The sequence below is a fragment of the Pseudomonas sp. NPDC089743 genome (genome assembly GCF_044748785.1).
GTDB classification, from domain to species: domain Bacteria; phylum Pseudomonadota; class Gammaproteobacteria; order Pseudomonadales; family Pseudomonadaceae; genus Aquipseudomonas; species Aquipseudomonas putida_X.
In genome coordinates, this window is record NZ_JBIVGS010000001.1 from 617,689 (window position 1) to 639,552 (window position 21,864).

The 21,864-nt window shown below is 61.6% G+C and carries 19 protein-coding genes, 2 pseudogenes and 1 riboswitch; of the genes and pseudogenes, 7 read left to right on the forward strand and 14 right to left on the reverse strand.

Annotated features, from left to right (window positions below; all coding sequences use genetic code 11):
- Positions 1 to 81: 81 nt before the first annotated feature.
- On the forward strand, positions 82 to 699 hold the full coding sequence (locus ACIPZC_RS02875; RefSeq protein ID WP_267820508.1) for a hemolysin III family protein: 618 nt from the start codon (positions 82 to 84) through the stop codon (positions 697 to 699).
- On the opposite strand, the gene ACIPZC_RS02880 is transcribed toward ACIPZC_RS02875, so the two are convergent.
- The 3 genes from ACIPZC_RS02880 to ACIPZC_RS02890 form a co-directional block, all read right to left on the reverse strand.
- Positions 696 to 1,415, reverse strand: coding sequence for a 16S rRNA (uracil(1498)-N(3))-methyltransferase (locus tag ACIPZC_RS02880; RefSeq protein WP_400624701.1), 720 nt, complete (start codon positions 1,413 to 1,415; stop codon positions 696 to 698). The two genes, ACIPZC_RS02875 and ACIPZC_RS02880, sit on opposite strands and share 4 nt — an antisense overlap.
- Before the next feature lie 84 nt (positions 1,416 to 1,499).
- Entirely contained in the window at positions 1,500 to 2,906 is a 1,407-nt protein-coding gene (locus tag ACIPZC_RS02885) for an adenosylmethionine--8-amino-7-oxononanoate transaminase (RefSeq protein WP_267820512.1), read from the reverse strand.
- Positions 2,907 to 2,984: 78 nt separating this feature from the next.
- Positions 2,985 to 3,476, reverse strand: coding sequence for a hypothetical protein (locus ACIPZC_RS02890; RefSeq protein ID WP_400624703.1), 492 nt, complete (start codon positions 3,474 to 3,476; stop codon positions 2,985 to 2,987).
- A gap of 207 nt (positions 3,477 to 3,683) precedes the next feature.
- Between ACIPZC_RS02890 and ACIPZC_RS02895 the strand changes: the two genes are divergently transcribed.
- From ACIPZC_RS02895 to ACIPZC_RS02905, 3 genes are all read left to right on the forward strand, one after another.
- A complete protein-coding gene (locus tag ACIPZC_RS02895) occupies positions 3,684 to 5,324 on the forward strand; it encodes a flavin monoamine oxidase family protein (protein ID WP_400624705.1) in 1,641 nt (546 codons plus the stop codon).
- 208 nt (positions 5,325 to 5,532) lie between these two features.
- Complete coding sequence (locus ACIPZC_RS02900) at positions 5,533 to 6,084, forward strand: cytochrome b (protein WP_267820518.1); 552 nt, start codon at positions 5,533 to 5,535, stop codon at positions 6,082 to 6,084.
- 31 nt (positions 6,085 to 6,115) lie between these two features.
- On the forward strand, positions 6,116 to 6,694 hold the full coding sequence (locus ACIPZC_RS02905) for a YceI family protein (protein WP_400624707.1): 579 nt from the start codon (positions 6,116 to 6,118) through the stop codon (positions 6,692 to 6,694).
- A gap of 47 nt (positions 6,695 to 6,741) precedes the next feature.
- Here the strand turns inward: ACIPZC_RS02905 and ACIPZC_RS02910 are convergent.
- From ACIPZC_RS02910 to ACIPZC_RS02925, 4 genes and pseudogenes are all read right to left on the reverse strand, one after another.
- Positions 6,742 to 6,994: pseudogene (locus ACIPZC_RS02910) on the reverse strand (IS4 family transposase); the annotation flags it as partial.
- Positions 6,995 to 7,044: 50 nt separating this feature from the next.
- A complete protein-coding gene (locus ACIPZC_RS02915) occupies positions 7,045 to 7,518 on the reverse strand; it encodes a type II toxin-antitoxin system HigA family antitoxin (RefSeq protein WP_400624709.1) in 474 nt (157 codons plus the stop codon).
- Between the two features lie 41 nt (positions 7,519 to 7,559).
- Entirely contained in the window at positions 7,560 to 8,060 is a 501-nt protein-coding gene (locus tag ACIPZC_RS02920; RefSeq protein WP_400624711.1) for a type II toxin-antitoxin system HigB family toxin, read from the reverse strand.
- Between the two features lie 54 nt (positions 8,061 to 8,114).
- Positions 8,115 to 10,412 carry a TonB-dependent siderophore receptor gene (locus ACIPZC_RS02925; protein WP_400624713.1) on the reverse strand — a complete coding sequence of 766 codons (2,298 nt, stop codon included), beginning with the start codon at positions 10,410 to 10,412 and terminating at the stop codon, positions 8,115 to 8,117.
- A 140-nt stretch (positions 10,413 to 10,552) separates the two neighbouring features.
- On the opposite strand from ACIPZC_RS02925, the gene ACIPZC_RS02930 reads away from it, so the two are divergent.
- Together ACIPZC_RS02930 and ACIPZC_RS02935 are read left to right on the forward strand one after the other, a co-directional pair.
- Complete coding sequence (locus tag ACIPZC_RS02930; protein ID WP_400624715.1) at positions 10,553 to 11,272, forward strand: response regulator; 720 nt, start codon at positions 10,553 to 10,555, stop codon at positions 11,270 to 11,272.
- A gap of 1 nt (position 11,273) precedes the next feature.
- Positions 11,274 to 12,641, forward strand: a complete 1,368-nt coding sequence (locus ACIPZC_RS02935; protein ID WP_400624717.1) for an ATP-binding protein — start codon at positions 11,274 to 11,276, stop codon at positions 12,639 to 12,641.
- A gap of 141 nt (positions 12,642 to 12,782) precedes the next feature.
- Here ACIPZC_RS02935 and ACIPZC_RS02940 read toward each other — a convergent pair.
- The 6 genes and pseudogenes from ACIPZC_RS02940 to ahcY all read right to left on the reverse strand — a co-directional run.
- A pseudogene (locus ACIPZC_RS02940) lies at positions 12,783 to 12,927 on the reverse strand (IS4 family transposase); the annotation flags it as partial.
- A 122-nt stretch (positions 12,928 to 13,049) separates the two neighbouring features.
- Complete coding sequence (locus ACIPZC_RS02945) at positions 13,050 to 14,942, reverse strand: DEAD/DEAH box helicase (RefSeq protein ID WP_400624719.1); 1,893 nt, start codon at positions 14,940 to 14,942, stop codon at positions 13,050 to 13,052.
- A 216-nt stretch (positions 14,943 to 15,158) separates the two neighbouring features.
- On the reverse strand, positions 15,159 to 15,947 hold the full coding sequence (locus ACIPZC_RS02950; RefSeq protein WP_267820528.1) for an ABC transporter substrate-binding protein: 789 nt from the start codon (positions 15,945 to 15,947) through the stop codon (positions 15,159 to 15,161).
- 76 nt (positions 15,948 to 16,023) lie between these two features.
- Entirely contained in the window at positions 16,024 to 17,100 is a 1,077-nt protein-coding gene (locus ACIPZC_RS02955; RefSeq protein ID WP_400624721.1) for a hypothetical protein, read from the reverse strand.
- A 93-nt stretch (positions 17,101 to 17,193) separates the two neighbouring features.
- Positions 17,194 to 18,039, reverse strand: a complete 846-nt coding sequence (gene metF, locus ACIPZC_RS02960; RefSeq protein WP_241804052.1) for a methylenetetrahydrofolate reductase [NAD(P)H] — start codon at positions 18,037 to 18,039, stop codon at positions 17,194 to 17,196.
- Positions 18,040 to 18,204: 165 nt separating this feature from the next.
- Positions 18,205 to 19,614 (reverse strand): adenosylhomocysteinase, encoded by a 1,410-nt coding sequence (gene ahcY / locus ACIPZC_RS02965; RefSeq protein ID WP_046785039.1) that lies wholly within the window; start codon positions 19,612 to 19,614, stop codon positions 18,205 to 18,207.
- 20 nt (positions 19,615 to 19,634) lie between these two features.
- A riboswitch (S-adenosyl-L-homocysteine riboswitch) is annotated at positions 19,635 to 19,731 on the reverse strand.
- Positions 19,732 to 19,910: 179 nt separating this feature from the next.
- Between ahcY and ACIPZC_RS02970 the strand changes: the two genes are divergently transcribed.
- Positions 19,911 to 20,312, forward strand: coding sequence for an acyl-CoA thioesterase (locus tag ACIPZC_RS02970; protein WP_012312432.1), 402 nt, complete (start codon positions 19,911 to 19,913; stop codon positions 20,310 to 20,312).
- 173 nt (positions 20,313 to 20,485) lie between these two features.
- Here ACIPZC_RS02970 and ACIPZC_RS02975 read toward each other — a convergent pair whose 3' ends face one another.
- On the reverse strand, positions 20,486 to 21,721 hold the full coding sequence (locus tag ACIPZC_RS02975; RefSeq protein WP_267820536.1) for a sodium:proton antiporter: 1,236 nt from the start codon (positions 21,719 to 21,721) through the stop codon (positions 20,486 to 20,488).
- Positions 21,722 to 21,864: the final 143 nt, after the last annotated feature.

The window sequence follows — 21,864 nt, forward strand, 5'->3', positions numbered from 1 at the left end:
TTGTAGCTTGTAGCTTGTAGCTTGCAGCTTGCAGCTTGCAGCTCGAAGCAACTTGCAGACGTTTGGGAGGTCTGTTTTTGCATGTATTACGGTGAACGCTTCAACGCTTGGACCCATTTGGTCGGTGCCTTCCTGGCTTGTATTGGGGCCATCTGGCTGATCGTCAGCGCAGGGCTGCAGGGCGATCCCTGGAAGATCGTCAGCTTCTCGATCTACGGCGGCACACTGCTGCTGCTCTACAGCATCTCCACCCTCTACCACAGCACCCGCGGGCGGGCCAAGGTGATCATGCGCAAGCTCGATCACCTGTCCATCTACCTGCTCATCGCCGGCAGCTACACACCGTTCTGCCTGGTGAGCCTGCGCGGGCCCTGGGGCTGGAGCCTGTTCGGGGTGGTCTGGGGGCTGGCGGTGATCGGCATGCTGCAGGAAATCAAGCCACGCTCAGAGGCTCGGGTCCTGTCCATCATCATCTATGCCGTGATGGGCTGGATCGTGCTGGTGGCGGTCAACCCGCTGCTGCAAAGCCTGGGCACCGCCGGCTTTGCCTGGCTGGCGGCGGGCGGTGTGTTTTATACCGTGGGCATCATCTTCTTCGCCTTCGACAGCCGATTCCGACACTGGCATGGCATCTGGCACCTGTTCGTGATCGCTGGCAGCCTGATGCACTTCGTGGCAGTGTCCTTCTACGTGCGTTAGAAGTCGCCCCACAGCTGTTGCGCCACCGACAGGGCCACCACCGGTGCTGTTTCGGTGCGCAGCACCCGCGGGCCGAGGCGGGCAGCGTGGAAGCCCGCGCCCTTTGCCTGGTCGACTTCCGCTTCGCTCAAACCACCCTCAGGGCCGATCAGAAACGCCAGGCGTGCCGGTTTGTCATGACTGGTCAACGGCTCAGCGACAGGGTGCAAGACCAGTTTCAGGTCAGCATCGCTGCCCTTGATCCAGTCTCCCAAGGTCACTGGCGCATGGATGATCGGCAAGGTCGAGCGGCCGCATTGTTCGCAGGCGCTGATCGCCACCTGGCGCCAGTGGGCGAGGCGCTTGTCGGCGCGCTCGTCTTTGAGGCGCACTTCACAGCGTTCGCTGATGATCGGGGTAATTTCATTGGCGCCCAGTTCAGTGGCCTTCTGGATCGCCCAGTCCATGCGCTCGCCGCGGGAAAGCCCCTGGCCCAGGTGTATGTGCAAGGGCGACTCGGCCTGGCCGGCGACGGCCTGGTCGAGGCTCACGCGCACGCTCTTCTTGCCCACTTCGAGCAATTGGCCCAGGTATTCCTGGCCGCTGCCATCGAACAATTGCACGGCGTCGCCGGGTGCCATACGCAGTACCCGGCCGATATAGTGGGCCTGGGCTTCGGGCAGGTCGTGCTCGCCGAGGCTCAGGGGGGCGTCGATGAAGAAACGGGACAGTCTCATGGTTTTGCTCAGGAAGAAGGTTGGACATCGACCTTGCAGGCGCGACACAAGGCCCACCTGCATGGCAGTGCGATTGCTGGTCGGTTAACCCGGATCGCGGAAATCGGGGTGGAAGTTCGCTGGCACCGCCACGCTGACGCTTTCTCGCGTGGCGATATCGATGCCTTCACTGGCCACCTCGGCAAGGAAGTCGATCTGCTCGGGCGTGATCACGTACGGCGGCAGGAAGTACACCACGCTGCCCAGTGGGCGCAGCAGGGCGCCGCGGGACAGGGCATGCTCGAACACTTTCAGGCCACGGCGCTCCTGCCACGGGTAGGCGACCTTGCCCGCCTTCTCCTGGACCATTTCGATCGCCAGGGCCATGCCGGTCTGGCGGATTTCGGCAACATGGGCATGATCGGCCAGGTGCGCAGTGGCACTGGCCATGCGTGAGGCCAACGCCTTGTTCGCCTCGATGACGTTGTCCTGTTCAAAGATGTCCAGGGTCGCCAGGGCCGCGGCGCAGGCCAGCGGGTTGCCGGTGTAGCTGTGCGAATGCAGGAATGCGCGCAGGGTCGGGTAGTCGTCGTAGAACGCCTGGTACACCGTGTCGGTGGTCAGGCACGCGGCCAGCGGCAGGTAGCCACCGGTCAGCGCCTTGGACAGGCACAGGAAATCAGGGCGGATGCCAGCCTGCTCACAAGCGAACATCGTGCCGGTGCGCCCAAAGCCCACGGCAATCTCGTCGTGGATCAAGTGCACGCCATAGCGGTCGCACGCCTCGCGCAGCAGCTTGAGATAGACCGGGTGGTACATGCGCATGCCGCCTGCACCCTGGATCAATGGCTCGATGATGACCGCCGAGATCGTTTCGTGGTGTTCGGCCAGCGTCTGTTCCATGGCGCTGAACATGTTGCGCGAGTGCTCTTCCCATCCCATGCCTTCGGGGCGCAGGTAGCAATCCGGGCTAGGTACCTTGATGGTGTCGAGCAGCAGCGCTTTGTAGGTTTCGGTGAACAGCGGCACATCGCCCACCGACATCGCAGCGATGGTCTCGCCGTGGTAGCTGTTGGTCAGGGTGACGAAGCGCTTTTTCGCCGGTTTGCCGATGTTCTGCCAGTAATGGAAGCTCATTTTCAGCGCCACTTCGATGCACGACGAGCCATTGTCGGCATAGAACACCCGGTCCAGGCCGGCAGGGGTCATCGCCACCAGGCGCTCGGACAGTTCGATCACCGGCTGGTGGCTGAAACCTGCCAGGATCACATGCTCGAGTTGATCGACCTGGTCCTTGATGCGCTGATTGATGCGCGGGTTGGCGTGGCCAAACACATTCACCCACCAGCTGCTGACCGCATCCAGGTAGCGTTTGCCTTCGAAGTCCTCGAGCCACACGCCTTCCCCGCGCTTGATCGGGATCAGCGGCAACTGCTCGTGGTCTTTCATCTGGGTGCAGGGGTGCCACAAGACCTTCAGGTCACGCTGCATCCATTGATCATTGAGGCCCATTGGCACTTCTCCTGGCGTTACGGCATGTTTGACCGCGTAAGCCTAAGCAATGCCAGGAGGCAGGACAACCGCTGCGGGTCAATGGCGACTGGTGTGGGTCCATTCGAACTTGCGGATATGCACGGTGCCGGCTCTGGAGGTGGAGATGGTCAGGCAGCGAAAGGGCCCGGGGAGGTGCTGATAGCAAGGTTGAGTGGAGAAATGCCCAGGCATGAACTCGGTATAGCCGCTGCCTGAAAGCGTCAGCCAATAGAAGTTGTGCGGGGGCGGGGCAAACACGCCCCAATCCAGGCTCTCTGTATCCAGGAGCATCGTTACATCTTCGAAGTGTTGGTCGCTGACGACGTAGCATTCCAGGCGAAGGCTTTCGACCTCCTGGCTGAAGCTGATTTCCACCTCACACTGCTCGCCTATCACCAGTTCGGTGCCGTCCTCACCTTTGCACGCTTCGTGAACACCGGCCCAGCAAGTGCCATTGCTGCGGATACGCAAGCCCGATGGCGTCTGTAACGTTTGTTTGTGCCACAGGAGCTGCCTTTTGACCTGGGCAAAGTGCTCCTCGTAGATCATGCGCAGTTCCTTTTGTCGGTTTTTCTGGCTACCCAGGCCAGCGTTGCGCAAGGGCAGCAGGCCTGTCTACTGACAAAAATGCCAGTTGCCAAAGGCACTTGATGGCGCTGTGGTGGCAGGGTCGCCCTACCTGACGTATTCTTAACGCATCATCTCGGGGCATTTGCCTCTTCCCATTTCTGTAACGTCAACTCGGAGTTCGCCATCATGGCTGCTGCTTGGGTGCGCCTGTGCGCGTTGGTATTGATCGGTGTGTCCAGCGGCGCCGCGCTGGCCAAGGACAAGACACCTTCGGCAATCGTGGTGGGTGGCGGCCTGGCAGGCCTGACTGCGGCCTACGAGCTGCAGGACAAGGGTTGGCAGGTGACCTTGCTGGAAGCCAAGGCCGGCATGGGCGGCCGCTCGGGCCTGGCCACCAGTGAGTGGGTCGGCAACAGCAAGGCTCAGCCGGTGCTCAACCAGTACCTTGAGCGTTTCAAGCTCGAGACACTGCCCGCGCCCGAGTTCGTCCGTACTCCGGGGTATCTGATCGACGGGGAGTACTTCAGCGCCAGCGACCTGACTACCCGCCAGCCAGCTACCGCCGAAGCGCTCAAGCGCTACGAGAAAACCCTCGATGACCTGGCCCGTTCGATCGATGACCCGCTCAAACCGCAGGCCACCAGTACGCTGTTCGCCCTCGACCAGATGAACGTTTCCACCTGGCTCGACAAGCTGCAGTTGCCCAGCACTGCACGGCAGCTGATCAACCAGCAGATCCGTACCCGCTATGACGAGCCATCGCGTCTCTCGCTGCTGTACTTCGCCCAGCAGAGCCGTGTCTACCGCGGCGTCAGCGACCGTGACCTGCGTGCCGCACGCTTGCCTGGCGGCAGCCCGGTGCTGGCCCAGGCTTTCGTCAAGCAGCTGAAAACCATCAAGACCAGCTCGCCAGTCACCTCCATCGTTCAGGATAGCAGCGGGGTCACCGTCAAAGTCGGCAGCGCCAGCTATCAGGCCGATTATGTGGTCATGGCGGTGCCGCTACGTGCCCTGGCCAAGATCCAGATCACTCCAGCCCTGGACACCCAGCACATCGCGGCGCTGAGGGGCACCAACTATGGTTGGCGCGATCAGTTGCTGCTCAAATTCAAGCAGCCAGTCTGGGAAAGCCGCGCTCGCATGTCTGGCGAAATCTTCAGCAACGCAGGCCTTGGCATGCTGTGGATCGAGCCAGCACTCAAAGGCGGCGCCAACGTGGTGATCAACCTGTCGGGTGACAACGCCCGTCTGCTGCAGGCGTTCGGCGACAAACAGATGGTCGACCAGGTATTGATCCGCCTGCATGCCTTCTATCCAAAGGCCCGTGGTGCGTTCACCGGTTATGAGGTCAAGCGCTACAGCGCCGATGCCGGCACAGGCGGTGCTTACCTGGCCTATGGCCCAGGGCAGATCAGCAAGTACTGGCGCCTGTGGGAGCGCCCGGTGCAACGCATTGCGTTTGCCGGTGAGCATACCGACGCGCTGTACCCAGGCACCCTTGAAGGTGCCCTGCGCAGTGGCCAGCGTGCCGCCAGCCAAGTGCAGGACCTGCTGGCCGGCAAGTCGTTCGACCCCGCCAAAGCTGCCCCTGTGGCGGCGACAGGTGCGGCAAGGAAGGACAACGGTGGGTTCTTCTCCAACCTGTTCGGTGGTTCATCCGACAAGGCGGACGACGCCGAGAAGGCACCCGCCAAAGCAGAACCGGTGAAGGCCGAGGAGGCGAAGGTGGACAAGCCTGGTTTCTTCTCGCGGTGGTTCGGCAGCGCCGACAAGCCTGAAACCAAGGCTTCTCCAGCTGCAGAACCGGCCCAGGCCAAGGCTGGCTGAGAGGCGATCACCTGGCCCTGTCACCGCCAAGCGGATGTCAGGGCCAGGGCTGACAACTTGGCATTACCCACTATCGTTAATGTTTCCTTAATAGCCGACTCGGACAATTACCATCGGATTTATCGATAATCCAAAGCAATTTTTTGTGCTTTTATTCGATACGTTACGCGTTAGTCTGTGCACAGCTTCCACGGGGAAACACGGCATCATGCAACTGCGCAATTCACCTTCTCGCTATGGCGTTGTCAGCATTCTCTTGCACTGGGGCGTTGCGCTGGCGGTCTTTGGCCTGTTCGGTCTTGGTCTGTGGATGGTCGGTCTCGATTATTACAGCCCTTGGCGCAAGGCTGGCCCGGACCTGCACAAGAGCATCGGCCTGGTGCTCATGGCCGTCATGCTCGTGCGTGTGCTGTGGCGCTTCATCAGCCCACCGCCGCCGGCGCCTGCCAGCCACGGTGCATTTACCCGGCTGGCCGCCAAGTTGGGGCATTTGGCGCTGTACGTGGGCCTGTTCGCGGTGATGATCGCCGGCTACCTGATCTCGACCGCCGATGGTGTCGGTATTCCAGTGTTTGGCTTGTTTGAAGTACCTGCCCTTGTCAGTGACCTGCCTGACCAGGCAGACCTGGCTGGCGTGGTTCATCTGTGGCTGGCGTGGGGCCTGGTGATTTTCGCCGCGCTGCATGCCGTGGCTGCCCTGAAGCACCATTACATTGACCGTGACGCGACCCTGGTTCGCATGCTGGGCCGCAAAGCTTGACTCTCAACCTCAATTGCAAGGAACTTAAAGGATGTTGAAAAAGACTTTTGCCGCTTTGGCGCTCGGTACCGCTCTGCTCAGTGCTGGTCAGGCCATGGCCGCCGAGTACAAGATCGACAAGGAAGGCCAGCACGCGTTCGTCGACTGGAAAATCAGCCACCTGGGCTACAGCTTCATTCACGGTACCTTCAAGGACTTCGACGGTAACTTCACGTGGGATAGCGACAAGCCTGAAGCCAGCAAGATCAGCGTCGACCTGAAAACCGCCAGCCTGTGGTCGAATCACGCCGAGCGTGACAAGCATATCGCCAGCGCTGACTTCCTGGATGTGAAGAAGTACCCAGAAGCCAAATTCGTTTCCACCGCCGTCAAATCCACCGGCGAAAAAACCGCAGACGTGACCGGTGACCTGACACTGCACGGTGTGACCAAGCCGGTGACCTTCAAGGCCACCTTCAACGGTGAAGGCAAGGACCCGTGGGGCGGTGAGCGTGCTGGCTTCAACGCCACCACCACGCTGAACCTGAACGACTTCGGCATCAAGGGCCCAGGCCCAACCTCGCAGACCCTCGACCTGGACATCAGCGTCGAAGGCGTGAAGCTGAAGTGATCATTGCCTGAGCAATGAAAACGCCGCCCTATGGGGCGTAATGCTGTTCACTTAAGCGGAGCAGCCTTGCGCTCCACCGGATACCGGGTTTTGAAAAATCTTCACCGTCCCAGGCCTTCCTGGGCTTGGGCGGTGATCCAGAAACATCCCCGCAACACCTCCCCGTAACTCAGCCAACCTCCTGCCCGTAGCCGATAGCGATGTACTGGAAGGCGGGTTTGAGCGTATGTCCGATGGTGTTCGACCAAAGGCGATTGCGGCTTGGCTGGCCTCCCGGCGGATGATGTTGTAAGGCAGCAGTGAACAGCATGTTTTGGCTTTTACTGAGCGGCACCACCCTTTCTTCTCAGTCAAACCACCCCATGCATGAAGAACTCAACCGGTACGCTGAAAAACTCAGCAAAGCCCTTTATCTGCGCAACCGTCATCTTTCGCTTGTTGTTCAGAATCTCGGATACTGCGCTCTGGGTCGCTATCGCCGACAGGTCCTTCTGCTTCACGCCCCTGTCCGCTAGCAGAAAGGCCAACGCTTCGGCCTGGCTCGCGAACGGCACCAATACAGAGTCACTTTCATACGCGTAGACGCGGTCCGCTACCATCTCCGCAAAACGTGCCGCAGCGTGGCCTTCGCTGTCTGCATGGGAGTAGAGCTCGTCGATCAATGCCATGCGTGCCTCAAGCTCGGCATCGTCCTTGATGGGGTCATGGCAGGCGGCCAGAAGCTGGGCCATGGTTGCCATCTGAGTGTTCAGGCCATCGAGCATGGGTGAAATATTAGCGATGAAGGCATCTAGTCCATTGGCTTCGACTTTATCCCGCTTCATGTTGTCACCTGTCGAATTGAAATAGGGCGCGGCCCAGGTTGCTACCTGATATCGCTTCTGCACCATTTGTCGTACTCGGCGTGCGACAGAATGGCCTTGATGTAGAGAGTGCCCGTTCGCGCATTGAGCCACGCGATCAGGCGGCATTCGTTTTTCTTGATATCGAACACGTAGATATCAAGCGGCCCTTTGCGGCTGGCGGGCCTGAGTCTTGAGTGGGGGATGCGATCAACATTCCAGCCAGACACAGTGGCCCACGTCTGCCTCAATTGTTCAAAAGATTCAAACCGCAACGTCGCCCTGTCAAAGGTCGTCAGCCACAGGCTAAGGGGCGCTTTCCACTGGCCGTGGGCTTCAATCGCCCTGGTAACCGCCGCTTTCGTTATGACCCGCATTGTGTTGTCCCGGCGCACCAACATTGGGTGGAAAATATCTCGGATCCATATATCTGTCAACCAGATATCTGGGTCGCGATGCATGGTGACCTGGCGATCGCCAATGGATTGATGCCCGTCATACGACGGGCTGGGCGAGGATTGCAACAGCTTTGAGAGCCCGTTGGAGAAGCCGATTGATCCAGGGCAAGCTGGGCTTGATCAGAACGCGGTGCTTACCGTCAGCGACAGATTACGCGGGTCGCCGTAGATGGCCCCGGCATAGAACCCGTATTGGGTGTAGTAGTGTTTGTCGAACAGGTTGTTGGCGTTGAGGCTGACGCTGGTGTCGTCGGTCAGCTGGTACTTGGCCATGGCATTCCAGATGGCATACCCGGACCAGTTCACGTCGGTGGCACCATTACTCACACCGTTGGTGGGCTGGCCAGCCGGGCTGGAGATGGTGCGGATGTTGGTCTGCGCAGTCACGCCGGCACCCAGTGTCAGGCGGTCGAGCGGGCCGCTCAGGCGGTACGTGGTGGAGGCCTTGAACAGGTGCGACGGGTCGCTGCGGCCGTCGCTGTCGACGCGGCGCAAGTGTAGGTAGGTGTAACCGGCGTAGACGTTCCAGTTCGGGGTCAGGGCGCCTGCGACTTCCAGATCGATACCGTCGGTTTCCTGCCCGGAACCGGCCTTGTAGGCGCTGTCGCCGGTCGGGGTGGTCAGGTCGCCGTCCAGCACGGCCTTGTTTTCCTGCTTGGTGCGAAAGTAGGCCGCCGAGGCGTTCAGGCGACCATCGAACCACTCACCCTTGATACCTGTTTCGTAGCTTTGCCCACGAATCGGCTCTACCTTGCTGCCGCTGCTGGTTTCAGAGGTTTGCGGCGTGAAGATATCGGTGTAGCTGGCATACACCGAGTAGTTGTCGCTGAGGTCATAAACCGCGCCCAGGTAGGGGGTGACGATGCCGTTTTCTTCCTGGCTGGTGCGCTCGCCGGCCACGCTGCGGGTGACCGAAGAATAGTTGCTGGTGCGCACGCCAACGATCACCGACAACGGGGCGGTAATGCTCAGGCGGGTGGCGGCGTACATGCCCTGCAGGCGGGTGGTGGTCTTGCTGTGAAGGCCGGTGCGCGAGGCGACGAGGTCATAGTCGTCATCCACGCCATTGTGCCAGTCGGTCACTGGAAAGCCGTTGTTGGCGCGGAACTGGCAGCCCAGTGCAGGCGCGCTGGTCATGCTGTCACCGACCATGGTGCAGGAGTACTGGGGTGACCAGCCGACGGTGCGGCTGTCGTTGTAGCCGACCATGGCCTGGTGGGTGCGGCCGAGCAGCTGGAACGGGCCAGACAGGTCGATCTGCGCCGACTGCTGAGTGGTGTCGCTGGAGCTGTGCAAACCGTTCAGTACGGCGCCGCTGCCGTCCTGGTCCCAATAGCCACCGTAGCTGCCGCGTCCTGCCGAGTTCACCTTGGCAAGGCCCCGGTGGTTCAAGGCTTCGGTGGTGGCCTGGGCGGCTTTCAGGTCCAGGGTCCAGTCGTTGTCGAAGCGGTGCTCTAGCGAGCCGAACGCAGTGCGGGTGGTGTATTCGCCAAAGCTCCAGCTGGGCACCACGTTGGTGCTGCGCGGCAAGTCGGTCTTGCTGCCATCGCGGTACCAGATCGGGATATTCGCCCCCCAGCCGCCGCCCACGACCTTGCTGTATTCATACTGGTAACCGGCGCCCAGGGTAGTGGCGTCGTCCAGGTCGAACTCGAAATTGGCCAACGCGGCGCGCAAGCGCTCTGACTGGTTGTCACGGAAGGAGTTGGCATCCTGCTGGGTCATCACGAAACGCGAGCGCAGGCGGCCATCTTCGGATAGCGGCAGGTTCAAGTCAGCACCCAGACGACGCTTGTCCCAGCTGCCGTAGGTGGCATAGGCGCTGCCGCCGAAGGTTTTGGTCGGTGCCTTGCGGATCAGGTTGACGGTGGCCGAGGGGTCGCCGGTGCCGCCCAGCAGGCCGTTGGCGCCGCGCACGATGTCGATGCGTTCATACAGGTCCATGTTCAGCGCATTACCGCTGCCACTGAAATCGGAGCCGCCCTGGGTCTGCAGGCCATCGACCTTCCAGTTGCTGATCGAGTAACCACGCGCGCGGTAGTCGGTGCGCCCACCCACCTCGGACTTGTTGGCCGTTACACCTGGGGCGGTTTCCAGTGCCTGCTCGATAGTGTGGATATCGCGGTCATCCATCTGCTGGCGGGTGATGGTGGTAACCGATTGCGGTGTCTGCCGTGGCGTCAGTGCCAGGCCTGTGGAGCTACGGGTGCTCTCGACCGTGTAGCCCAACTGGCCGGCGTCGTCGGCAGGCATCAATGCGCTGTCTTCGATCTGCGTGGCCTCCAGTACAAGGGGCTTGCCGTCGGCAGCCATTGCCCCACCGCTGATGGCGACGGCAACGCAGAAGGCCAGCGGCTTGAGGCGACTGCCACTTTGACTGGAGGGAGTGAACGCTGTCGGGATGCTCTTGGGATTCATTTGGGAAGGCTTCGTATTTGCAGATGATTTTTTGTTAGGATTCTAGGGATCAGCCCTCCGGGCTCCAGACCCGACATGTACGGGGATGTAATTGAACGTAACGAGCGCCACCGGCCCTCACCTAACAGGTGTTTTTCTGCATGAGCACGACCCTGCTGGTTGTCGATGATGACGACGAGATCCGTGAACTTCTTTCTGATTACCTGACCGATGCCGGCTACAACGTGCTGTCCGCAGCCGACGGTGAACAGATGCGCGACCAGCTGGCCCAGCACAAAGTGGAACTGGTGGTGCTCGACCTGATGCTGCCGGGTGAAGATGGCCTTAGCCTGTGCAGGCAGCTGCAGGCCACCCCCGGGGTGGCGGTGATCATGCTGTCAGCCAAGGGCAGCACGCTGGACCGCATCATCGGCCTGGAAGTGGGCGCCGACGACTATCTGGCCAAGCCCTTCGAACCACGCGAACTGATCGCCCGGATCAAAGCCGTACTACGTCGTCCGCAACGCCTGGGCACCTGTGCCGAAGAACCCGTGGTGGAGGCCCAGCTGTTCGCAGGCTTTCGCCTGGAACACGCCAAGCGCCTGCTCGCCGGCCCGAATGGCGAGACCCTGACCCTGCCGCGCTCCGACTACCGCGTGCTGCGCGAACTGCTGGAAGCCAACAACCGTGTGGTCTCCCGTGACCAACTGACCCGTAGCGCGTTCGGCCGCGACCACCTGCCCGACGACCGCTCGGTGGACATGTGCGTCAGCCGCCTGCGCCAGCAGCTGCGCCGGGCGCCGGCGGGGGCCGCGCAAATCCTGACCATCCGCAACGAAGGCTACCTGCTGAGTATCGCCACCCTCGCGGCCGGTGCCTGACATGCGCTGGTTTCACCGGCTGTGGCCACGCACCTTGTTTGGTCAGCTGCTGCTGATCATGGTCAGTGGCACGCTGGTGATCCAGTTGATGTCGAGCAGCATCTGGTTCGATGTGCGTTTCGCCCAGGCGCTAGAGGTGCCCGTGCGACTGGTTGCTGCACGCAGCGCCGCCCTGATTGCCCAAGCCGACTGTCAGGGCGGTACATTGCAGGCGCCAGCCCACTACCAGCTTCGCTGCGTCGAAAGCCTGCCTGTGCAAGAGCATGACGAGCGCCCTGGGCGCAGGCGGGTCGAGCTGTTGCTGCAGCAGGCCCTGAAGTACGAACTGGGGCATGCCCAGGACGTGCGCCTGATGAACGTGCAACTCACCGACGAACTGGGCCGACCGATCGTCTGGCGCAGCCTGTTCGGCCTGCGCACGGCCCAGGCGCATATCCAGTTCGCGGTGCCGCTGGCCGATGGGCACTGGCTGACCATTGCGGGCCAGGAACTGCAGGGCTGGAGCGGCGAGTCGGCGTGGTTGCTGATCAGCGATTATCTGCTGCGGGTGTATGCGCTGCGTATCGTCGCCGTATTGCTGGTGTGCCTGGTTGCCGTGCGCCTGTGCCTGCGCCCGTTGCGGCGCCTGGCCGATGCTGCACGCGGCCTGGGCAGTAACCTCGAACAGCCTCCCCTGGCACTGGATGGCCCGGAGGAAGTGCGCCAGGCGGCGCAGGCGTTCAACGCCATGCAGCAGCGGCTGATTGCCATGGTCAACGACAAGGCCTACTTCCTGGCCGCCGTGTCTCACGACCTGCGCACCCCACTGACTCGCATGCGCCTGCGACTGGAACGGTTACCCGATGACGAACACCGCCAGCGCCTGCGGCAGAACATCACGCAGATGGACGATATGATCGGTCAGGTTCTGGATTACCTGCGTGCCGGAGAGCAGCAGAACTTGCAGCAGGTGGATCTGGACCGGCTGGTGACGCGCCAGTGTGCGGACCTGGCGACTGACCAGGAACCACTGCCCGTGCACGGCCGGGTGAACAGCCTGCGGGGTGATGCCCTGCTGCTGCAGCGCTGCCTGCAGAACTTGTTGGTCAATGCGTTGCGTTATGCCAAGGATGTTTCTGTCACGCTGGAGCGAACCACCACAGGGGTATTCATCCACATCGACGACCGCGGGCCAGGGATTTCGCCAGCGCTGCTGCCGACCATTACCGACCCGTTCGTGCGCGGTGAGGGGTCGCGCAGCCAGGCATCCGGGGGATATGGGCTAGGGCTGAGCATTGCCCAGCGGATCGCAGCCAGCCATGGGGGTGAGCTGATGCTGTCGAACCGAGCCGGTGGCGGGTTACGGGTCAGCCTGCTGCTCCCCGCCTAAAGGCTGATCCAGAGGCCGGCGTGTGAGCGTCTTTTACCGATTACCCAGGTTTTCCGTTCCCTGCGTCTGCCTACCCTATGCCTGGTCATCCTGCCTGCGATGGCCCCATGAAACACGCCGTGGCTCCCGCACCTCCCAGTGCTCGCTTGGCAGGCGCCGCCGCTGGATGGTGGCTTGCGCCGAGAGGTTGAGGCACTGGCAACCCACCCACAGGAATATTCTGGGTGAAAGTGCTGAGGTCGGAGAAGTTGAAGAGATCGCCGAGGTCGAGCGACTGCTGCTCAATGGGCATAAAAAATCCGATACCAGGTGGCTGGTATCGGATTCTCTAGAAACCCCGGCTTGGACTCAAATGCTCAAGTGAACAGCATTCGCTCCATGGCGCGGCGTTGTTATTTGCCAGCAGCGTTAGCCGCCTTTGCGGGTCAACAACGCAGGCCGCTCACCACGTGGGCGGCTTGGCAGGTCGTCCAGTTGCTCAGGCGTTGGGAAACGGTCGAGCTTGGACTCCTTGCGGATGATCACAGGCTGGTTTTGCGGCTCTCGCGAGCTACGTACGGCAGGTTCCTGACGGGATGCGTCGTCACGGCCGCTCGAACGGTTGCGGCCAGCACCTTTGCTGTCGCGGCGCGCCTCACCACCCTTGTTATTGCGCGGTGGGCGTTTCTCACCACTGGCGCTGCGCGGCTGGCTGCCGTTACGCCCTTGGCCACCACCACTGTTGCTGCGCCCAGGGTTGGCCTGGGCCTGACCCGCTCCGGCACCAGCACCAGGGCGACGGTTGCGGCCCTGATTCTTGGCATTCTGGTACGGGCTGACGTAGTCGGCACGGTTACCGAAATTGTCGATTTCGTCGTCCAGGAATTCATCCGGAGCACGGTCGGCCGGTACTTTCGGCACACTGTTCTGGCTGGCCTGCTGTTGGCGCGGCTTCTTGTCGCGCGGCTTGCGCGGCTGTTGCTTGTCGGCGGACTTCTCCTTGTCGGCAGACTTGTCGGCAGCCGGCTGCTTGGCCTTGCCTTTATCCTTGCCCTTGTCCTTGCGACCGCTGCTGCCGTCTTTGCCACCGTCACCACGGGCCTGCTGGTTACGGCCGCCGCGACCGTTGTTCTGCGGCCGTTCACGCACCTCAGGTTTCTCGGCTTCTACCTGGCTTGAGTCAAAGCCCATCAGGTCGCCATCAGCGATTTTCTGCCGGGTAACGCGCTCAATGCTCTTGAGCAGCTTTTCTTCATCCGGCGCGACCAGGGAGATAGCCTCGCCCGAGCGGCCGGCACGGCCGGTGCGGCCGATACGGTGAACGTAGTCTTCCTCGACATTGGGCAGCTCGAAGTTGACCACATGTGGCAGCTGGTCGATGTCCAGGCCACGGGCGGCGATGTCGGTGGCGACCAGTACGCGTACGGTGTTGGCCTTGAAGTCGGCCAGGGCCTTGGTCCGAGCGTTCTGGCTCTTGTTGCCGTGGATGGCGGCGGCGCTCAGGCCGTGCTTTTCCAGGTACTCGGCCAGGCGGTTGGCACCGTGCTTGGTACGGGTGAACACCAGCACCTGCTCCCAGGCGCCGAGCGTGATCAGGTGGGCCAGCAGCGCGCGCTTGTGGCTGGCGGGCAGGCGGTAGACCCGCTGTTCGATACGCTCGACGGTCGTGTTCGGCGGGGTGACCTCGATGCGCTCCGGGTTGTGCAGGAGCTTGTCGGCCAGGTCAGTGATGTCTTTGGAGAACGTCGCCGAGAACAGCAGGTTCTGCCGCTTGCTCGGCAGGCGGGCAAGGACCTTCTTGACGTCGTGGATGAAGCCCATGTCGAGCATGCGGTCGGCTTCGTCGAGGACCAGGATTTCCACGTGGGCCAGGTCGACGCGGCCTTGGCCTGCCAGGTCCAGCAGGCGGCCCGGGCAGGCCACCAGCACATCGACACCCTTGGCGATGGCCTGGATCTGAGGGTTCATGCCAACGCCGCCGAAAATGCAGGCACTGACCAGTGGCAGGTCGCGAGCGTAAACCTTGAAGCTGTCGTGAACCTGAGCCGCCAGTTCGCGGGTCGGGGTCAGGACCAGCACGCGCGGTTGGCGAGGGCCATGGCGCTGTGATTTGTCCGGGTGACCTGCCGGAAACAGGCGCTCAAGGATCGGCAGGGCGAAACCGCCGGTTTTACCTGTACCTGTCTGTGCGGCGACCATCAGGTCGCGGCCTTGCAACACGGCGGGAATCGCCCGCTGTTGCACCGGAGTCGGCTGGGTATAGCCCGCAGCCTCGATAGCGCGGACGAGTGCCTCGGAGAGACCGAGGGAAGCAAAGGACATGGGCAATCCTGTTCTGTGGGGGCTGGGCCCGTAGGGATATTCTGCCTGGCGCGACGGGCATCGGTGGGATGCGATCGCGTCCGGTCCAGCTGGGCTTTCACTGCGCATCCGGAAAACGGCGTGAGGACGCAAGCTGCGTCGGTGCCGATCGGGATGCCTGTTGCGAGGCCGAGCGTCCGGGCGTGAGCCGGGCGGGAAGGCCCGAGTATAACAGAGCTATCGCTGTGTGCTGCTTTCCTGCTGCTCAACGGTGTGAGGAAGGTGGCCGGTGCTGCCGATATAGCGTTCGATTATCGCTAGGTAGGCGGGCTCCTCCTTGAAGCGCCGCAGCTCTTCGGAAAACGCCAGTGCCAAGGCATCGCGGCCAGGCTTGCGCGCCAGCCCCAGGTATTGCGCTTGACGGCTGATGACCAGTGGCAGTTCTTCTACCTGCTGCTCGAGGCCGAGATGGCGGCGCAGGTAGCGCCCGACCAGGCGATCGGTGATCAACAGATCGATGCGCCCGAGCACCAGCTTGCCAAAATTGGCTTCGTGGCTTGGCGCCGCTTCACGGCGAAAGCCTGATGCGTCGTTGAACTGCGCGCCATAGGCATAGCCCGGTGAGGTGCCGACCGTCAGGTCGGTGAGGTCGCTCATTTGGTTGACGGTATGGCGACGATGGCTGGATTGATACAGCACGAATTCGACATCCGACATGGGCTCCAGCGGGTAGACCATGTAGGCCTGGCGCGAGTCCACTTTGAAGATGTCCATGACCCCATCGGCCTGGCCATGTTCGATCATGCTCAGGCATCGCTTCCAGGGCATGAACTCCCACTCCAGCTCGATACCCAGGCGCCGGAACACTTCAGTGGTCACTTCGTAATCTATGCCTTGGGGCTGGCCGTTGTGCTGGTACACATAAGGTGCCCAGTCGTCGGTAACCAGGCGCAGGCGTTCGGCCTGCGCCATGGGGCTCAGGCAGGCGAGCAGCAGGATGCAGTAGAAACGGACGATGAACGGCATAACGCGAGATTACGCGCTCGGCTCTGGTAAGGCCAGTTGCAGGCGCTGAGACAGCACCTTCGCGGGTGCCGCGCGCTCACAGCTTTGTGGACTGCAGCAGATACGCTTCGATGTCCTTGCGCTGGGCTCCGAGCGAGAGGCGCAGGCATGGATGACGCAGGCATTGGCGTAACTGTTCCGGCTCCATCGGCCCATAGCGGTCGTTGAGATTCTGCAGTGCCTTGTCCCACCAGGCAGGCGCACAGGCGCGGTCGAATTCGTTGGGGTAGGCGTAGCTGCCATACAACAATTCGCGGGCAAACTGGCGTTCGCGGCTGGGCAGGGTCAAGCTCATGGCCTTGTAACCCAGGCGTTGCAAGGTTGGCGGGCGCGGCAGCTGGTCGTTCACCAACAGCACGTCGGCCAAGGCGGCAGCGCTCAGTGGCTGGGCTTCGTGCTTGCGCAGCCAAGCCTGGATCTTGGCCCGGAACTGGGCTTTGCGGCTCCAGTAGTGGTGGATTACATCGGTGCATTCAGCCAGCGCCAACGTGCGGTAGGCAGCAACCGCCAGGCAGAACTCTTCCAGCGTATAGGCCGTGGGAGCCAGGGGGTGGAATTCGTCCATCATCGCAATCGAGTGGTCCAGGATCCCCGCATCTTCGGCGGCCAGGCCAATCACGCCGGAGTTGACCATAGGCATCTGGCAGTCTGCCAAGCCACGCGCTTGAAGGAGGGGCTGCAGGTTCTGGTAGAGCAGGCACGTGCGGTTTTCGCCGTAGCGCCCGCCGATCGCGTTGCACAGCAGGCTGCCGGGTTTGACCCGCTGGAACAGTGTCAGCGGCGACTTGCGGAAAAATGTGTCGGTGTCGATCAGGACGGCCCGCGGATGTTGCTGGAGTACCTGGCGCAACACGACGTGCTTGCTGCGGAAATGGTACCCGTGAGGTTCGTTCCAGGCCTTGCGGGTTGCCTCATCGAGCAGATGGACCGTGACCGGCAGCTGGGCATAGGGCTGCGGATTATCGGTATAGACCTGGATGTCCATGGCTTGGCCTGCGGACGTGCCCAGGTGGGCCAGTGCGCTGACGATGCTGAAGCAGGCTTCCTGGTGATAGGTGGCAGGGCCGAAGGCCAGATAGACCAGCTGAGGGCGCGAGGGCGTGAGAGGTTGCATGGCTGGCAAGACTCGATGGAACCAGAAAAAGTTAAGGCTTTAGTCTATGACTAGAGCCTTAAGCATTTCTGAACGAGATCTTGCCAAAAAATTTCAGCGAGGCAGCTTCAGGTTGTTCCAGATCGCCAGGCTCGGCTCTGCCTGGTTCAGGGTGTAGAAATGCAGGCCCGGTGCACCGCCTTGCAGCAGTTGTTCGCACATGTGGCTGATGACTTCTTCACCGAAGGCCTGAATGCTGGCGGCATCGTCGGCATAGGCTTCCAGCTGTTTGCGGATCCAGCGCGGGATTTCAGCGCCGCAGGCGTCAGAGAAACGCGCCAGCTTGCTGTAGTTGGTGATCGGCATGATGCCGGGCACTACCGGAATATCCACGCCCAGCTTCTGTGCGCGCTCGACAAAGTAGAAATAGCTGTCGGCATTGAAGAAGTACTGGGTGATGGCGCTGTCGGCACCGGCCTTGACCTTGTGGACGAAGTTGGCAAGGTCGGCTTCGAAGTGGCGTGCCTGTGGGTGCATTTCCGGATAGGCAGCCACTTCCAGGTGGAAGTGATCACCGGTTTCCTGGCGGATGAACTCGACGAGGTCGCTGGCGTAGCGCAGCTCGCCGCTGGCCATGCCCATGCCAGAGGGCAGGTCACCACGCAGGGCGACGATACGCTTGATGCCTGCCGTCTTGTATTCGGCCAGCAGGGCGCGCAGCTCGTCTTTGGTATCGCCGACGCACGACAGATGCGGTGCGGCAGGCACCTTCACTTCGTTCTCCAGCTGCAGCACGGTGTTCAGCGTGCGGTCGCGCGTCGAGCCCCCGGCACCGTAGGTGCAGGAGAAGAAGTCCGGATTGTAGGTGGCCAGTTGGCGGGCGACGCCCATCAGCTTTTCATGACCGGCATCGGTCTTGGTCGGGAAAAATTCGAAACTGTAGCGGCGTTCTTGTGACATCACTCGTTCCTCAAGCAGCAAGCTGCTAGCGGCAAGCTGCAAGTAAAAGCCAGATCGGTGATGGCCGATCTGGCTTGGCATCGTTCAAGATCGTGGGTGCTGGAGCTGCAAGCGGCAATGGCACTGTCTGCCTTTTCTTGCCGCTTGCAGCTTCAAGCTTGCCGCTTAGTAGCGGTAAGCGTGCGGCTTGAACGGGCCTTCGACAGTCACGCCGATGTAGTCGGCCTGCTGCTGGGTCAGCTTGGTGACCACGCCGCCGAAGCCGCGGACCATTTCCAGGGCCACTTCTTCGTCGAGCTTCTTGGGCAGCACTTCAACGGTCAGGCGCTCAGCTTTCTTCTCGGCCGACAGGTCAGCGAACTTCTGCTCGAACAGGAAGATCTGGGCCAGTACCTGGTTGGCGAACGAACCGTCCATGATGCGGCTTGGGTGGCCGGTGGCATTGCCCAGGTTCACCAGGCGGCCTTCGGCCAGCAGGATCAGGTAGTCATCGTTCTGCGGGTCGAAGTCGCCAGCACCGGTGCGGTGGATCTTGTGGACCTGCGGTTTGACCTCTTCCCATGCCCAGTGCTTGCGCATGAAGGCGGTGTCGATCTCGTTGTCGAAGTGGCCGATGTTGCAGACTACGGCGCGCTTCTTCAGGGCCTTGAGCATGTTGGCGTCGCAGACGTTGACGTTACCGGTGGTGGTGACGATCAGGTCGATCTTGCCCAGCAGGGCCTTGTCGATGCTGGCTTCGGTGCCGTCGTTGATACCGTCGATGAACGGCGAGACCAGCTCGAAGCCGTCCATGCATGCCTGCATGGCACAGATCGGGTCAACTTCGGTGACCTTGACGATCATGCCTTCCTGGCGCAGCGACTGCGCAGAACCCTTGCCCACGTCACCGTAGCCGATGACCAGGGCCTGCTTGCCCGACAGCAGGTGGTCGGTACCGCGCTTGATGGCATCGTTCAGGCTGTGACGGCAGCCATACTTGTTGTCGTTCTTGCTCTTGGTGACCGAGTCGTTGACGTTGATGGCCGGGACCTTCAGCTCGCCTTTGGCCAGCATGTCCAGCAGGCGGTGCACGCCGGTGGTGGTTTCTTCGGTGACACCGTGGACGCGGTCCAGCACGGCCGGGTACTTCTTGTGCAGCAGCTCGGTCAGGTCGCCGCCGTCGTCGAGGATCATGTTGGCGTCCCATGGCTGGCCATCCTTGAGGATGGTCTGCTCCAGGCACCACTCGTACTCTTCCTCGGTTTCACCTTTCCAGGCGAACACCGGGATGCCGGCGGCAGCGATGGAGGCAGCGGCCTGGTCCTGGGTGGAGAAGATGTTGCACGACGACCAGCGCACTTCGGCACCCAGGGCAACCAGGGTTTCGATCAGCACGGCGGTCTGAATGGTCATGTGGATGCAGCCCAGAATCTTCGCACCTTTGAGCGGCTGCTCAGCGAGGTATTTGCGACGCAGGCCCATCAGGGCAGGCATTTCCGATTCGGCGATGATGGTTTCGCGACGACCCCAGGCGGCCAGGGAGATGTCTGCGACTTTGAAATCGGTAAAACCTGCAGGCGTGTTTACAGCGCTCATGAGAGCCTCCATTCGTAGTGTGCGAATGGGCGCCGTTGTGCGTTCAGCGTCCGCGGGAGCGGACAACGCCCCATCCGAGCCTGACAGGATGACCCTGCTGCAGCGCCCCTCGGACAGGTGGCGGGCATGGCACCGCGGCGGGTGGCCATGTGAATCGGCGCAGATTATAGCCTTGGCGGGAGTCTTCGCCCAAGGTTTTCTGTCGATTAATCGCGACGATAGTCGATGATCAATGGAGCGGCGCGGGCCGCTCTGCCATCATTACCGTACGTTAGCCAAGCAGGTCAGGAGTACAGATGAACTTTCACACCCGCAAATGGGTAAAGCCCGAAGACCTCAACCCCAACGGCACGCTGTTCGGCGGCAGCCTGTTGCGCTGGATCGACGAAGAGGCGGCGATCTACGCCATTGTCCAATTGGGCAACCAGCGCGTGGTGACCAAGTACATGTCGGAGATCAACTTCGTCAGTGCCTCGCGCCAGGGCGACATCATCGAGCTGGGCATCACTGCCACCGAGTTCGGCCGCACCTCGATCACCCTCAAGTGTGAAGTACGCAACAAGATCACCCGCAAGAGCATCCTGACCGTCGACAAGATGGTCTTCGTCAACCTGGGCGAGGATGGCCAGCCGGCGGCCCATGGGCGGACCGAGATCAAGTATGTTCAGGACCAGTTTCCGGACAGCGCCGTAGAGTGACGTGCTAGGGCTGCTGCGCAGCCCATCGCCGGCAAGCCGGCTCCCACCGCGACCGCGCAGGTCTGCAGATCTGCGCTTTACCTGTGGCCGCAACTGTCTTGCTCAACCTCTAAAAGCCGGCGCAACCCATGTGGGGCTTGCCGGCGAAAGGGCTGTACGGCGAGCCCGGGTTTTCAGGGTTGTGCGCTGACCTTGCGCACCACCCGCCCGATGCTCAAACCTTGTACCAGGATCGACGACAGCACCACGATGTAGGTGATCGAAAGCAGCAGGTCACGCTCCTCGCCCAACGGCAGCGACAATGCCAGCGCCACCGATACCCCCCCACGCAAGCCGCCCCAGGTCAGGACCCGTATGGTGCCCTTGGGCACACTACGCCAGCGGCGCAGCAACAGGATCGCAGGGGCCACGGTCAGCAGCCGCGACAGCAGCACCGCCAGCGCCAGCACACCGCCAGCCGCCAGGTGTAGCCAGTTGAACGGCAGCAGCAACAGCTCCAGGCCGATCAGGGCGAAGAGTAGGGCATTGAGCATGTCGTCGATCAACTCCCAAAAACCATCCATGTAGCGACGGGTCATGTCGTTCATCGCCAGGTTGCGCCCCAGGTTACCGATGATCAGCCCGGCCACCACCATCGCGATCGGTGCCGAAACATGCAGCTCGTAGCACATGGCCGAGCCACCGATGACCAACGCCAGGGTCAGCATGACCTCGACCTGGTACTGCTCGACGCTCTTGATCATGCGGTAGGTGGCGTAACCGAGCAGCCCGCCAAACACCGCGCCGCCAATGGCTTCGCGGGCGAACAGGATCGCCGTGTCCGTCATGCCTGGCGTTTCACCCAATTCGATGATGCCCAGCAGCACGGTGAACACCACCACGGCGGTGCCGTCGTTGAACAGTGATTCGCCGACGATGGTGGTCTTCAGTGGTTTGGAGGCGTTGGCGGTGCGCAGGGCCCCCAGCACCGCGATCGGGTCGGTGGGCGAGATCAGTGCACCGAACAGCAGGCAGTAGATCAGTGGCACCTGCCAGCCGAACATCGCAAACACCCAGTGCGCCAGAAAGCCGATCATCACGGTGGCGATCAGTACGCCGAGCGTTGCCAGCAGCCCGATCGGCCAGCGGTAGCTGCGCAGATCGGTGAGGTTGACGTGCAGTGCACCGGCGAACAGCAGAAACGCCAGCATCCAGTGCATCAACAGGTCATTGAAGTCGATCTGGTTCATCAGCCCTTCGACGCGTTCTTCAAGGCCAGGGAAGCCGATCAGGCTCAGGCCCTGCAGTATCAGAGAGAACAGCAATGCCGTGACCATCACGCCGATGGCAGGTGGCAGGCCGATAAAGCGGTAATTGACGTAGGTGAGGAGTGTGGTGAGGCAGATAAACGCAGCGACTAATTCAAGCATCCCAAATCCTGTAACAGTGGCTTCCAAGTCGTAACCCGAATGGCTCGGGCAGTTCTTTGATGACCTGGCGAGGGACTCGGGACACAGTTTTCGACCTGATTGGCTGGATTCGTTCCACTTTCGATACAGAACTGCTTCGCACC

Excerpts from the sequence above, each read along its gene's own strand:
- ACIPZC_RS02875 (WP_267820508.1), top strand. The coding sequence starts at position 82 with ATGTATTACGGTGAACGCTTCAACGCTTGGACCCATTTGGTCGGTGCC.
- ACIPZC_RS02880 (WP_400624701.1), bottom strand. The coding sequence starts at position 1,415 with ATGAGACTGTCCCGTTTCTTCATCGACGCCCCCCTGAGCCTCGGCGAG.
- ACIPZC_RS02885 (WP_267820512.1), bottom strand. The coding sequence starts at position 2,906 with ATGGGCCTCAATGATCAATGGATGCAGCGTGACCTGAAGGTCTTGTGG.
- ACIPZC_RS02890 (WP_400624703.1), bottom strand. The coding sequence starts at position 3,476 with ATGATCTACGAGGAGCACTTTGCCCAGGTCAAAAGGCAGCTCCTGTGG.
- ACIPZC_RS02895 (WP_400624705.1), top strand. The coding sequence starts at position 3,684 with ATGGCTGCTGCTTGGGTGCGCCTGTGCGCGTTGGTATTGATCGGTGTG.
- ACIPZC_RS02900 (WP_267820518.1), top strand. The coding sequence starts at position 5,533 with ATGCAACTGCGCAATTCACCTTCTCGCTATGGCGTTGTCAGCATTCTC.
- ACIPZC_RS02905 (WP_400624707.1), top strand. The coding sequence starts at position 6,116 with ATGTTGAAAAAGACTTTTGCCGCTTTGGCGCTCGGTACCGCTCTGCTC.
- ACIPZC_RS02915 (WP_400624709.1), bottom strand. The coding sequence starts at position 7,518 with ATGAAGCGGGATAAAGTCGAAGCCAATGGACTAGATGCCTTCATCGCT.
- ACIPZC_RS02925 (WP_400624713.1), bottom strand. The coding sequence starts at position 10,412 with ATGAATCCCAAGAGCATCCCGACAGCGTTCACTCCCTCCAGTCAAAGT.
- ACIPZC_RS02930 (WP_400624715.1), top strand. The coding sequence starts at position 10,553 with ATGAGCACGACCCTGCTGGTTGTCGATGATGACGACGAGATCCGTGAA.
- ACIPZC_RS02935 (WP_400624717.1), top strand. The coding sequence starts at position 11,274 with ATGCGCTGGTTTCACCGGCTGTGGCCACGCACCTTGTTTGGTCAGCTG.
- ACIPZC_RS02945 (WP_400624719.1), bottom strand. The coding sequence starts at position 14,942 with ATGTCCTTTGCTTCCCTCGGTCTCTCCGAGGCACTCGTCCGCGCTATC.
- ACIPZC_RS02950 (WP_267820528.1), bottom strand. The coding sequence starts at position 15,947 with ATGCCGTTCATCGTCCGTTTCTACTGCATCCTGCTGCTCGCCTGCCTG.
- ACIPZC_RS02955 (WP_400624721.1), bottom strand. The coding sequence starts at position 17,100 with ATGCAACCTCTCACGCCCTCGCGCCCTCAGCTGGTCTATCTGGCCTTC.
- metF (WP_241804052.1), bottom strand. The coding sequence starts at position 18,039 with ATGTCACAAGAACGCCGCTACAGTTTCGAATTTTTCCCGACCAAGACC.
- ahcY (WP_046785039.1), bottom strand. The coding sequence starts at position 19,614 with ATGAGCGCTGTAAACACGCCTGCAGGTTTTACCGATTTCAAAGTCGCA.
- ACIPZC_RS02970 (WP_012312432.1), top strand. The coding sequence starts at position 19,911 with ATGAACTTTCACACCCGCAAATGGGTAAAGCCCGAAGACCTCAACCCC.
- ACIPZC_RS02975 (WP_267820536.1), bottom strand. The coding sequence starts at position 21,721 with ATGCTTGAATTAGTCGCTGCGTTTATCTGCCTCACCACACTCCTCACC.